Source organism: Streptomyces sp. CNX435 (assembly GCF_059570575.1).
The window spans coordinates 679,566-691,660 of record NZ_JCANTA010000002.1 but is presented as its reverse complement, the minus strand read 5'-3'; the positions used below and the strand labels follow the sequence as shown (position 1 = coordinate 691,660).

The 12,095-nt window shown below is 70.9% G+C and carries 11 protein-coding genes and 2 pseudogenes; 4 read left to right on the top strand and 9 right to left on the bottom strand.

The features are described from left to right. Nucleotides 1–4 precede the first annotated feature (4 nt). The 3 genes from T328_RS06305 to T328_RS06295 form a co-directional block, all read right to left on the bottom strand. The gene (locus tag T328_RS06305) at nucleotides 5–2,248 is read right to left on the bottom strand and encodes an MMPL family transporter (protein WP_496494850.1); all 2,244 of its coding nucleotides are present in this window, start codon (nucleotides 2,246–2,248) and stop codon (nucleotides 5–7) included. Between the two features lie 180 nt (nucleotides 2,249–2,428). Next, entirely contained in the window at nucleotides 2,429–2,938 is a 510-nt protein-coding gene (locus T328_RS06300; protein WP_496494849.1) for a cupin domain-containing protein, read from the bottom strand. Nucleotides 2,939–3,213: 275 nt separating this feature from the next. Next, on the bottom strand, nucleotides 3,214–3,936 hold the full coding sequence (locus T328_RS06295) for an NAD(P)-dependent oxidoreductase (RefSeq protein WP_496494848.1): 723 nt from the start codon (nucleotides 3,934–3,936) through the stop codon (nucleotides 3,214–3,216). Nucleotides 3,937–3,992: 56 nt separating this feature from the next. On the opposite strand from T328_RS06295, the gene T328_RS06290 reads away from it, so the two are divergent. Then, on the top strand, nucleotides 3,993–4,364 hold the full coding sequence (locus T328_RS06290) for a winged helix-turn-helix transcriptional regulator (RefSeq protein WP_496494916.1): 372 nt from the start codon (nucleotides 3,993–3,995) through the stop codon (nucleotides 4,362–4,364). Nucleotides 4,365–4,377: 13 nt separating this feature from the next. Here T328_RS06290 and T328_RS06285 read toward each other — a convergent pair whose 3' ends face one another. Continuing rightward, nucleotides 4,378–5,199: an SDR family NAD(P)-dependent oxidoreductase gene (locus T328_RS06285; RefSeq protein ID WP_496494847.1), complete on the bottom strand. Its 822-nt coding sequence runs from the start codon at nucleotides 5,197–5,199 to the stop codon at nucleotides 4,378–4,380. Continuing rightward, entirely contained in the window at nucleotides 5,196–6,329 is a 1,134-nt protein-coding gene (locus T328_RS06280; protein ID WP_496494915.1) for an MFS transporter, read from the bottom strand. The genes T328_RS06285 and T328_RS06280 overlap by 4 nt, the downstream gene beginning before the upstream one ends. Nucleotides 6,330–6,361: 32 nt before the next feature. Between T328_RS06280 and T328_RS06275 the strand changes: the two are divergent. Both T328_RS06275 and T328_RS06270 read left to right on the top strand, forming a co-directional pair. Next, a pseudogene (locus T328_RS06275) lies at nucleotides 6,362–6,466 on the top strand (TetR/AcrR family transcriptional regulator); the annotation flags it as partial. Between the two features lie 15 nt (nucleotides 6,467–6,481). After that, a complete protein-coding gene (locus tag T328_RS06270; protein ID WP_496494914.1) occupies nucleotides 6,482–6,925 on the top strand; it encodes a TetR/AcrR family transcriptional regulator C-terminal domain-containing protein in 444 nt (147 codons plus the stop codon). Nucleotides 6,926–7,139: 214 nt separating this feature from the next. On the opposite strand, the gene T328_RS06265 is transcribed toward T328_RS06270, so the two are convergent. The 4 genes and pseudogenes from T328_RS06265 to T328_RS06250 form a co-directional block, all read right to left on the bottom strand. Then, complete coding sequence (locus T328_RS06265; RefSeq protein WP_496494846.1) at nucleotides 7,140–8,150, bottom strand: hypothetical protein; 1,011 nt, start codon at nucleotides 8,148–8,150, stop codon at nucleotides 7,140–7,142. 67 nt (nucleotides 8,151–8,217) lie between these two features. After that, a pseudogene (locus T328_RS06260) lies at nucleotides 8,218–9,318 on the bottom strand (pectate lyase family protein); the annotation flags it as partial. A gap of 93 nt (nucleotides 9,319–9,411) precedes the next feature. After that, complete coding sequence (locus T328_RS06255) at nucleotides 9,412–10,638, bottom strand: right-handed parallel beta-helix repeat-containing protein (RefSeq protein WP_496494845.1); 1,227 nt, start codon at nucleotides 10,636–10,638, stop codon at nucleotides 9,412–9,414. Between the two features lie 422 nt (nucleotides 10,639–11,060). After that, entirely contained in the window at nucleotides 11,061–11,369 is a 309-nt protein-coding gene (locus T328_RS06250; protein ID WP_496494844.1) for a type II toxin-antitoxin system Phd/YefM family antitoxin, read from the bottom strand. A gap of 87 nt (nucleotides 11,370–11,456) precedes the next feature. Between T328_RS06250 and T328_RS06245 the strand changes: the two genes are divergently transcribed. Next, nucleotides 11,457–12,092 (top strand): ATP-dependent Clp protease proteolytic subunit, encoded by a 636-nt coding sequence (locus T328_RS06245; protein ID WP_496494843.1) that lies wholly within the window; start codon nucleotides 11,457–11,459, stop codon nucleotides 12,090–12,092. Nucleotides 12,093–12,095 lie beyond the last annotated feature (3 nt).

The window sequence follows — 12,095 nt, the reverse complement described above, 5'->3', positions numbered from 1 at the left end:
CGGCTCACCGCCGGCCCACGGGGAGCCGCCGCACCGCCGCGTCCGGCCCGCTCGCGGGGGGCGGGACGCGCCTGCTCAGTGCCGCACCCTCGATGTCCACGTTCGGTAGCACACGGTTCAGGATACGAGGCAGCCACCAGGCCCGGTGGCCGAGCAGCGCGAGGACCGCGGGCACGATCGCCATGCGGACCACGAAGGCGTCGAAGGCGACGGCGGCGGCCAGCCCGACGCCCATCGTCTGGATGGTGGGGCTGTTCATCCCGACGAATCCGGCGAACACGCTGATCATGATGATCGCCGCCGCGGCCACCACCCGTCCGCTGTGCCGGAACCCGCGGACGATCGCCTCGCCGGGGGCCGCGCCGTGGACGTATGCCTCCCGCATGCGGGTGAGGAGGAAGACCTCGTAGTCCATGGCGAGGCCGAACACGATGCCGATGATGAGGATCGGCATCAGCGACATGACCGGTCCGGTCTGCTCGATGCCGAGCAGGTCGGCCGCCCAGCCCCACTGGAAGACGGCGACGAGCACGCCGAAGGCGGCACCCACCGACAGCAGGAAGCCGAGCGCGGCCTTGACCGGCACCAGGATCGAGCGGAAGACCACCGTCAGCAGGAGCACCGCCAGGCCGATGACCACGGTCAGATACGGGATGAGCGCGTCGGACATGGCTTCGGAGATGTCGATGTTCATCGCGGTGGTGCCGGTCACCAGGACGTCGGCGCCCGTCTGGGCCTCGACGCCGGCGCCCGCGTCCCGGATCGAGTTCACCAGGTCCTTGGTCTCGGCGCTGTTCGGCGCGGTCTCCGGGACGGCGGTGAGGACGGCCGTGTCCCCGGCCTCGTCAAACTGCGGATCGCCGACGGAGGCGACCCCGTCCATCCCCCGCAGGGTCGTGACGACCAGGTCCGCCGTGGCCTCGGTGGCCCCGGCCGCCGAGTTGTCCACGACCACGGTCAGCGGGCCGTTGAAGCCGGGGCCGAAGCCTTCTGACAGCAGGTCGTAGGCGCGGCGCTGGGTGGTCTCGGTCGACTTGGACTCGTCTCCGGGGAGCCCGAGTTCGAGGCTCAGCGCCGGCGCGGCGAGGGCGCCGAGACCGAGGCCGGCGGTCAGCAGCACGGCCACCGGCCGGCGCAGTACGAACCGCGCCCAGCGGGCGCCGAGCCCGGGCCGGCCGGCCGCGGCCGGCAGCGCGTGCCCGCGCTCGCCGCCCGGCCGGGTGGCCTTGCGGACCCGGCGGGACAGGACGCGCCGGCCGAAGTAGCCGAACAGCGCGGGGACCAGGGTCAGTGCGACGAGTACGGCGAGAGCCACGGCGCCCGCGCCGCCCATGCCCATCTTGGTCAGCTCGGGGATTCCGACGACCCCCAGCCCGACCAGGGCGATGAAGACGGTCGCGCCCGCGAAGACGACGGCGGATCCGGCCGTGCCGACCGCCCGGCCGGCGGCGTCCTCCGGGTCGCTGCCCCGGGCGAGTTCGTCGCGGAACCGGGAGGTGATGAAGAGTGCGTAGTCGATGCCGACGGCCAGCCCCAGCATCAGCGACAGGATGGCGACGGTGGACGTCAGTCCGAGCGGCACGGCCAGCGCGGAGACCAGGCCGAAGGCGATGGCCACGCCCACGAAGGCGGTCAGCAGGGACAGTCCGGCCGCGACCAGCGAGCCGAGGGCGAGGACCAGCACCACCGCGGCCACCGCCACGCCGACGATCTCCGTCGTGCCGCCCGGCTCCTCCTCGGAGTCCAGGGCCGAACCGCCGGTCTCCACGGTCAGCCCCGCGTCCCGGGCCTGGCTCGCGGTGTCCTCCAGAGCGCTCTTCGTCTCCCCGGTCAGATCGACGGCTTCCGCGGAGTAGGTGATGGTGGAGTAGGCGATGGTGCCGTCCTTGCTGACGGCGCCGGTCTCGTACGGGTCGGTGGTCGACGCGACCTGCTCGCCGCCGTCCAGCGAGCCGAGCGCGTCCTCGACGGCCGCCCTGTGCTCCCGGGCCGTCACCTGCTGTCCGTCCGGGGCCTGGAACACGAGGCGGGCCTCGGCGCCCTGGGAGTTGCTGTCGGGGAAGCGCTCGTCCAGCAGGTCGAACGCCTGCTGCGATTCGGTGCCGGGCATGGAGAGGTCTTCCTCCTCCCCGGCCGGCGCGAGGGCGGCGCCGGCTATGGCCAGCAGCAGCGCGCCCAGCCACAGGCGAAGCACGAGCCGGCGCCGCCGGAAGGACCACCGTCCGATCCGGTAGAGAAACGTAGCCACTTCTTGATCACTCCAGACACCGCTGGGAACGGGAAGCGCGGGGTTCCGCGCGCTTTCCACACTCCCGCCCGGTGTCTCGCGGGACATCGTCTGCCGTGGCCGTCTTCGCCTGGTGCGCCCGGACCAGTCAGCGGCCCGTCTGGTGCCTGCGCACCACAGGTCGGCGCGGACCGGGGCGGTCTATTCCCCGAAGTCCTCCACGAAGTAGCTGTCGTGCCGAATGCGGAACTGCTTCAGTTCCTCGCCGCCGCGCCGCGCCATCTCCGCGACCCGCTCGAAGTACTCCTCGCGCGGTGCGCCCGGGGAGAAGAGCATGAGCATGCGGACGGGCTCGTCGGTGGCGTTTCTGAAGGCGTGCAGCCCGCCGACGGGCACGTAGAGGAAGTCCCCGGTGCTCCCCGTCACCCAGCTCTCGCCGTCGTACAGCTCCAGCTCGCCGGACAGCACGTAGAAGGACTCCGACATCGCCTTGTGGAAGTGGGTCCTGGCCCCGGGTGAGCGCGGGCCGAGCTGCACGTCGTACAGGCCGAACTCGCCGCCGGTCGACTCGTCGGTGGCGAGGTAGCGGGTGAAGCCGCCGGGCGAGGTGATGTCCGGCGGGGTGCCGGCCGGCCGGAACACCGCGTTCACCTCGCCCCTGTCGCCGTGGTAGCGGGGCTCGGGGTAGGTGAGGTCTTCGGGGTACGACACGGGTGCGCTCCTTCCGGCGGTTCTCCCCGCATCGTGCCCCGGACGCCGCGTGAGCGGCATCGGGCAACCGGATGATCTCGGCGGCATGGGCCGCAGGTCCGCGGACCTAGGCCGGCGCGGCGTGACGGCGGTCGTCGCCGGCGTCCGGGTCGCTGTCGCCGTCCACGTCAGCGCGCCTCCGTCACCCGTCGACGCGTGTCGCGTGTCCGCACGCTGCGAGTCCGCGCTCCCTCACAGAGACGGCTTCCTGGTCCGCACGAGCGGACTCGCACCGATTAACCCTCTTCACCTCCGCTTCCTGGAGTTTTTGCATAAACAGCCACCTGGCCCCGATGCCGGGTGGGGGATGTGATCTGGTCCACGACCGCGACCGCCAGGTCGGCGTAGGACAACGGCACGGCGGCCAGCGCAGGATCGAGGACGTCTCCTCTCAGCTCGTACCGGCCGTGTGAGGGTGCTTCCGGAGACAGTCCGGGCGGAGGCGTGACGACCAGCCAGTCGATCTCCTCCGACAGCTCGCTCCAGGCCTCGAGCCCGCGCATCCGAGCCTCGGCGAACGGCCTCAGGAACGCCGGGAACGCGTCGGCGTCTTCGTAGAGACGGCCGTTACCGAACTTCAGTGTGGCCGCGAGCCCGATCTCCACGACCCGCGAGCCGGACGCGCGTGCCGCTCGGGAGAGGTTCTCGACGAGGCGGACGTAGTACGAGTTGTCGAAGCCATCGAAGGACGGGGGTGGCGCGGTGAAAGGCGTCACCGCGTTCACCAGCGCCAGCGGCTCGTCGCCAGCCACGGCGACGGCGCTTTCCGGATCGGTGAGATCACCGGCGAGGATTCGGAGGCCGGCCTGCGTACCGCCGGTCAGATCCGGGTGCCTGCCGGGATCGCGGACTACGCCGACCACACGATGCCCACGCCGTTGAGCCTCGCCGGCGACTGCTCGTCCGGCCCTGCCACCCGCCCCGAACACCACGACCTGACCTCTTCGTTCTGCTGACATACGGCGGACGGTATCTTTTGGAAACTGATTACTTCAACGAAACCGGGCCGCATCCCATGACCACGAGTCATCCCTCCCCCACACGAATGGACCCCGCTTGCCCGACGGCCGAGCTTCCGTTCCGCATCGGCGGCAAATGGACCGGCATGGTCGTCGTTTCCCTGCTCGACGGGCCGCTGCGGTTCAGCGAGCTCCGGCACGCACTCAGACCGGTCACCGCGAAGGTGCTGACGCAGACCCTCGGTGACATGCACCGCGACGGTCTCCTCACCCGGCACGAATACGACACCAACCCACCGCATGTCGAGTACGAGTTGACCGACCTCGGCAGAAGCCTCATGGACCTGATCGACGCCGCGCGTGAGTGGAGCCGGTGTCACCTCGACGAGCTTCTCGCTCACCGGCGACGGCACCACGGCACAGACTGAATCACCGCTCGCTTCAAGCGCCGTCCTCTTCCACGATGTGGCCCCGTCTGCCGGGAGCGCGACGGCGCAGGAGGTCCTCGGTGATGTCGCGGAGCCGGGTGGCGTCCGCCGCGGAGAACGAGGGGTGGTCGAGGCTGATGCGCTTGTGCCGGACGTAGGCGGTGAGGGGGTCGGCCGGCGGGTCGTCGATGCGGGCGACGACGGGCTCGACGCCCTGGGCGACGGGCAGGGCGTTCCGCTTCATCCACTCGACGTGCGCGGCGGTCTGCGGGTCGTACTCCCCGCGGAAGGCGGTGGCCACGGAGAGCGGGTGGAGCACGGCGTACCGGGTACGGGCGCCCGTGTGCCGGTCGGCGAAGTCGACGCCGAGGAGGCTGTTGGCCGCGCCGGCCTGGCACTGCGCCCTCATGCCGTCGTAGCCCCGCTCGAGCATGAGGTCGTCCCAGTGGATGCGCAGGTTCGGGTCGCCGGCACCGGACACGTTGACGATGAGTCCGGGGTCGGTGAGTCCGTGGCTGAGCAGGTAGCGGCTCAGGTAGTCGAGGGCGAAGACCGCCTCGATGCCCTCGGGCGTCTGAAGGCGGCTGGCGCGGAAGTAGCGGGCGCACAGCACGAGCGCGTCCACCGCGGGGAAGCGGGTGTTGAGTTCGTCGATGATCCGCCGGTTCTCGGCGACCAGGCTGAGGTCGGCGGGCAGGAAGACGGCACCAGGCACGGTGGCGGCCTTGGTCGCGTCGCGGCCGACGATGACGACCCGGTCGCCGCGGGACGCGTACGTACGAGCCAGCTCGCGGCCCATGCCGTCGGTGCCGCCGGTGATGACGAGGGTTTTCATGCGGAGGCCCTCTCGGCGGTGGCGGGCGCCGCGTCGGTCGACGGGGCGGCGGCGGGGCGGCCGGGCAGCAGGGGGATGGTGGCCAGCAGGACGACGAGGGCGGCGCCGGTCAGCCAGAAGACGCCGTGCACACCGGAGGTCGTCCCGTCGGCGGTCTGCATCACCAGGGCGACGAAGGCGACGCCGAGCGCGGCACCGAGTTGGTTGAGCACGTAGAGAACCGAGCTGCCCTGGGCGACTTTCGCGGCCGGCAGGGCGCGGTAGAGCGAGCCCATGGTGGGGCTGCTGTAGGTGCCGCAGCCGAAGCCGAGGGTGAGCGAGGCCAGCAGGGTCCACACCTCGGGGGTGCCGGCGTCGATGCGGGTGAGGGCCAGGGCGCTGAGCAGGGCCAGCGTCGCGCCGGCGGTGGCCGGGCCGCGGGCGCCGACACGGTCCGAGAGCCGGCTGGCGAGCGGCATGGCGAGACAGCCGCCGATACCGACCGGGGCCATCAGCAGGCCGGAGGCGAGGACGCCGTAGCCGTGGGCCTGCTGGTAGTACAGGGGCAGGATGTAGAACGCGGCGAAGGTGATCAGGCCGCCGAGCGCCATGATGGTGACGGCGGCGGCGAAGCCGCGGTGGGCGAACAGCCGCAGGTCGATCACGGGCGGGGTGCGCCGCTTGCGCCCTCCGGCGAGCGCGTGCCCGGCGTAGCCGGCCAGCAGCAGGGCGCCGGCGGCCAGCGGCGCGACCGCTTGCCGGACGGCAACCGAGCCCTGCTCCCCCACTTGGGAGAGCGCCAGCACGACGGCGGCGAAGCCGGGCCCGAGCAGCGCGGGGCCGAGTACGTCGAGGCGGACGGCGGACCGCTGCCGCTGCTCCGGTGGCGGATCGGTGGGTACGGCGCGCAGGGCGAGCAGCGCCGCGAGAACGCCGATCGGCACGCTGAGCAGGAACATCCAGCGCCACGACAGGCTGTCGAGCACGATGCCGCCGGAGATGGGTCCGAGGAGCGGGCCCAGGGAGAGTGCGACGCCCATCAGGCCCATGACGCGCCCGGCGCGGTGCGGTCCGGCGGCGCGGGCCAGCAGGATCAGCACCAGCGGGTCGAGGATCCCGGCGCCGATGCCCTGGAGGACGCGGAAGGCGATGAGGCTGCCGACGTTCCAGGACAGCCTTCACCGTCTTCGCGCAGCATGGCTACGCGGGCGCCTGCGTGCAGGACATCGCCAGGGAGGCGGGGGTGGCCAAGCCCACCGTCTACAACCACCTCAGCGACAAGGCCACCCTGTTCCGGCACGCGATGGAGGCCGCCGCCAAAGCCGTCCTGGAGGAGCGGCTCGCCGCCCTCGACCCGCTGCTCGCGCCCGACGACCTGCGCGCCGCGCTGGAGGACACCGGCCTGCGGCTGCTGCGCAGCCACGCCGGCGAGCGTTCCTGCGCGCTGCGCCGCCTGCTGATGGCGGAGGTCGGGCAGTTCCCAGAGATCCTGGACATCGTCAAAGCACACGGCGCCCACCGCCTCACCGAGGCCATCGCCGACCGCCTTGCCCGCCTCTCCCTCGCCGGCCGGCTGCGCGCCGCCGACCCGTCGGTGGCCGCCGAGCAGTTGCTCGCCCTGCTCGTCGGCCCATTGGAGGGCCGTACCCGGATGGGCACGGTCGATCTGCCCGACTCCGACCTCGCCGAACTGGCAGACGCCGCCGCCGACACGTTCCTCAGGGCGTACGCCGCGACCGCCGGCTGAACCGGCGTCCCCGCCGGACCCGACGACATCGGCAACGAGCCGGCCCGCGACCGCCGCCGAGGTCCCGCGCGGGAGCGGCGGAATCGGGTCCGGGTGGTCAGGTCAGATCGGCCGGGAGGACGGGGGTGGTGAGCAGTCGTCGCACGCGCTCGGTCCGGTCCCGATGGTCGAGCCAGGGTCGCAGGAGTCGCCATCCGTGGGAGTAGCCCATGAACTAGACGCCGAGACTGGGTGAGCGCAGGGCCTGGAGCATCCAGGCGGTTTCGGCGTCGGACGGCAGCGCCCAGGAGGTCAGGTAGTCGGCGATCTCGGCATCGGGCCGGCCTTCGCCGGCCAGAATCGCGGCGTTGCCCACCGCCCCCCACAGCACGTTGCGGGCGTCGTGGACGGCCGCGAAGTCGCTGCCGTCCGGTCGGATCCCCAGCGGCGCGAGCACGTGTTCGGTGAGCCAGCGCTGTCCCTCGTCGTCGGGGAAGGCGACGCCGGGGGCGTGCAGGCCGATTCCCTCGCTGACGACGAACGGCGGCGAGATCATGAACCGAATCCGGTGTTCGGGATGGTCGGCCAGGTGGATCGACTTGAGCATGGACTCGGCGATGTGCCCCGGGAACCCCTCGTGTGCCACGACGTAGAGCAGGTCCGCCCCGTTGAACGGCGTGCCGTCGCTGAGGTGCATGATGCCGCGGGCGCCGCCGGTGAACTGCCCGCGGTGCGCGCCCGGGGTCATCTGGACGTCGACGTGCACCTCGTCCGGCAACGACACGATCGCGCGGGTTCGGGTGACGGTCTCGTCGATGGCCAGCCGGGCCAGTTCCGGCAGGCGCTCCGGTGGTATCGCGTGTGCCTGGTTCCAGGAGTGCAGACGCTCGGACAGAGAGCCGGGCCCGGGCGGCAGCGCCGCATCGAGTCGGGCGTGAGCGGCCTCGAACCGCTCGACGGGTTCGAGGTCGACCGGCACGCCGAGGCATTGCCGGGCGTGCTCCCGGATCGGGGGGCCACCGCCGGCCAGCCGCGGCGTGGGCGGTGGCGGGATCCGCGGCACGAGATCGACACGATTGAGCCGTACGATCACAGGCGCGGCTGACCCCGAGACGTCCGGACCTCCAGACTCCTCGGGGACGCCCGGCCCGGCACCACCCACGGAGGAAGCCAGCCCGGTCGTCAACGACTCCATCGTCGTCGCCAGCGAGGGCCGCCAGACGACCGGCGGCAAGGGGCGGCCCATCCGGTGGGACCGGATGGGCCGCCCAGGGTCACCGCCGGGTGGCGGGCTGATGCCGACGAAGCACCTAGCAGGTGCCGTCGGACTCCGCCAAGCCCGTGCCCGCGCCTGCCGTCCGGCTCACGATGGCCGGCACGCAGTCGGCACTGTCGAGGGTGTGGGCGTAGGGGATGTCGACCGTGGTGGTGGACTCGGGGTCGGGGCCGGCGGGGTTGTTCTCGTCACCGGGCTCGGACCAGGTCACGTTGTCGAAGATGTTGCCGCTGACCTCCCAGTACCCGGCCTCGTTGGTGTAGAAGGTGCCCAGCACGTCTTTGGAGTCCTGGAAGTAGTTGTTGTCGACCTTGGCGCTGGCCCCGGCCCGGGAGTTGATGCCGGACTCGACGAGGCCCAGGTAGTGGTTGTTGTACATGTGGGCGGTGCCGCCGCGCAGCAGAGGCGTGCGGGAGTTGATGTTCTCGTACAGGTTGTGGTGGTACGTCATGAAGCTGTTCGAGACGTCGTCCTCGCTGGACCCGACGAGACCGCCGCGCTCGGAGTCGCGCAGGATGCTGTAGGACAAGGTCACGTACTGCGTGTTGTCCTTCATGTCGAAGAGGCCGTCGTAGCCCTCGTCCTCGCCGCCCGACGCCAGCAGGTTGGTGTGGTCGACCCAGACGTTGCGGACGTCCTTCTCCATACCGATGGCGTCGCCGCCGTTGGACGTGGGAGAGCCCGACTTCTTGACGTTCTGGATGGTCACGTTCCGGATGATGATGTTGCTGGACTCGCGGATGTGGATGCCGATCTGGTCGAAGACGGCTCCGCCGCCGGTCCCGATGATGGTGACGTTGCTGATGCCCTTGAGCTCGATGACGTCGTCGGCGGTGTCACAGCTCTCGCCGTCGACGTCGGTGGTGTTGCCGTGGTTGATGGTGCCCTCGACCTCGATGGTGAGGGGGGTGTCGGTGCCGGCCCGGCCGCACAGAGCCTCGTGGATCTGGGTTCCCGTGGTGGCCCGAACCGTCTCGCCGCCCTCGCCGCCGGTGGTCCCGCCGTTCTCGGTCGCGTAGCCGCTCGCGGCGCCGGCCTGCGCCGATGCCTGGGACATCGACATGACCACGCCGGTCGTGGTCGCGAGGGCCAACGCGGTCGCGACCGCGGAGAGTCGCCATGCGAACGATCGCTTCATCTCGTCTCCTTGTGCCTTCGAAGGGTGGGGTCGATGACCTGACCGGCCCATCCGTGGGGACGAAGGACCACGGACGGGCCGGCGGCCGGTCCGTTACGGCGTGACCTGCTGGCCGCCGAAGGTCACGACGAGGCTGCCGTCCTCGGCGAAGGACCAGTCCATGTCGCCGGCGTAGTCGGCGCACGCGGGCCCGTTCCCGCCCTCCTCGGACCAGAACTGGTTCGAGCCGTCGTCGTCACCGACGATCCGGTCGTCGTCCCCGCTGTCGCAGGAGACGTTGTTCGAGAAGGAATGGGATCCCTCGTCGAAGTTGAAGTTGCGCTCGGTGTTGCCGATGCTGACGTTGTCCGACACGGTGATCGAGCCGGGGTTGCTGTTGTAGGTGATCCCGTGCTTGCCGTTGTTGACGGCGATGGTGCCCGTGATGGTGTGGTCGACCGGGACATCGTCGCCGCCGAGCTTGAAGCCGTTGCGGTCACCGTTGCCGGCCTGCGAGCCGTCGGAGAGGGTGCCGTTGTCGTAGGCGAGGGAGTTCTCGATGGTCACCGGGCTGATGGGGCCGTCCTCCGACTTGGTGTAGAGGTCGTAGCCGTCGTCGATGTTGTTGTGGGCCACGGTGTTGCGAAGAACGTTGCCGGGGCCGGTGGTGAGCTTGGGCGCGAAGCCGTCGGCGTCCTCGCCGTCGGAGTCGGCGTTGTCGTGCGACTCGGCGCTCAGCACGAGGTTGTTCGACGGCCAGGTGTCCGGGGGCGAGTCGGCGATCCACCGCGAGATCTGCAGCCCCGAGTCCCGGTTGAAGCGCGTGACGGTGCGCTCGACGATGTTGTTGTTGCCGCCGAGGAGGATCCCGTTGTCCCCGGCGCGCTCGACGACGATGCCGTTCACGTGCCAGAAGTTCCCGGCCAGGATGAGCCCGCGGTTGGCCGAGTCCTCCGCCTGGGCCGAGAAGTTCAGCACCGGCGTCTCGCCCTGGTAGGCGGACAGGGTCGTGCGGGCGTTCTCAGTGCCGTCGGTCGCGCCCGGCTCGATGGTGATCGTCTCGGAGAAGTCGTAGGTCCCCTCCCGCATGTAGATCGTCCCGCCGGACTCGACACGGGAGAGCGCCGAGGGCAGCGTCGTGGGGTCGGCCTCCGTACCGGCTGCGCCGTCGCTGCCGTCCGGCGCCACGTATAGCGGGTCGGCCTGCAACGTTCCGGTCGGGTCGCCGCCGCTGGCGGAGGCGGTGGCGTTCAGCAGCCAGGCGGCCATCACACCGACCAGCGTTGCCGCCAGCGCGGCGTACCAGCGACGTTTCCGTGGGGAGGCGTGTACTCGTGCCATGGAACTCAGGTCTCCTGACCGGGAACCGAGGGGGGGGTAGGAAAGCCGGCGGCCGCCGCCTGGCGGAGACGACGCGGGGGCGTGCCCGCGAGGCGGAGACCGGTGGTGGACGGCACGAGGCGCAGCGGCTCCCGGATGCGGCGCCTCGTGCGGTAAGCGCTTGCCATCAGGCGCGGAACCTCACGCCCAACGGCCACGAACAGCGGGAAGTCTAGGGACGAGGAGTAAGACAATTCCGCGCACCAAGCGGACGATACAGAGCCGTGGGCGTGGCGAGTGACTCGCGCGCCTGCACAGGTCGGCGCAAGTCGCCGCATGTCAGCGCACGTTGGCGCATGAAAGCTTTCGGCCGTTTCGCCACTGGCACGCGCCTTGGTGCGCGGAGAACGCGAACCGCCCCCCTCGTCCCCACCGCCCTCTGGCTACGCGGGACCCTCGCCGCTCGCGCGGGTTTCGGGGGCGCGGTGTTCCGCCGCGATGCCGAAGCGGCGTTCGCCCGTGGCAGATCCGGCGGGGTGGGCCGTGCGCACGCCGGAGACCGTGGTGATGACCTGCTCCTCGGCCGGCGGGTTCTCCAAATCGTCGAGTTTCTCCAGGTCGGCGGCCGAGACAAGGGCCACGAGGGGCCGGCCGTGACGGGTGACCACGACCCGCTCGCCGCCGTAGACCACGCGGTTGATCAGGTCGGCCAGCTCTGCGCGGGCTTGCGTCACCGGAATTTCGTACGCCATGCTCCCAGCATAACCGGATGTACGTCCTGTACATTTCATACGGAGAGTCACCGGAGCGGGACCGAGAGAGGGAGAGGTGCGAAGGTCATGGACAGCCCCACGGCGCGCTACGTGCTGCCGGAGTTCACCGAGCGGACGAGCAGCGGGGTGCGCACGCAGGATCCGTACTCGAAGCTGCTGGAGGAGCGGATCGTCTTCCTCGGCACCCAGATCGACGACACCTCGGCGAACGACGTGATGGCCCAGCTCATGCACCTGGAGCACGCCGCCCCCGACCAGGACATCTCGCTGTACATCAACTCGCCCGGCGGCTCGTTCACGGCGATGACCGCGATCTACGACACGATGCAGTTCGTCACCAGCGACATCGAGACCGTCTGCCTCGGCCAGGCGGCGTCCGCCGCGGCCGTGCTGCTGGCCGCGGGCACCCCCGGCAAGCGGTACGTGCTGCCCGGGGCGCGGGTGCTCATCCACCAGCCGTCGTTCGCCGAGCCGGTGCGCGGGCAGGCGACCGACCTGGAGATCCATGCGCGGGAGCTGCTGCGCCACCGCGAGCTGCTGGAGGAGCTGCTCGCCAAGCACACCGGGACCCCGATCGAGCAGATCCGCGAGGACATCGAGCGCGACAAGATCCTCGACGCCCGGGCGGCCGTCGCGTACGGGCTGGCCGACCGGCTGACCGAGAGCCGCAAGGGCACAGGCACGCCGCGCTACGGGAGGTGACGG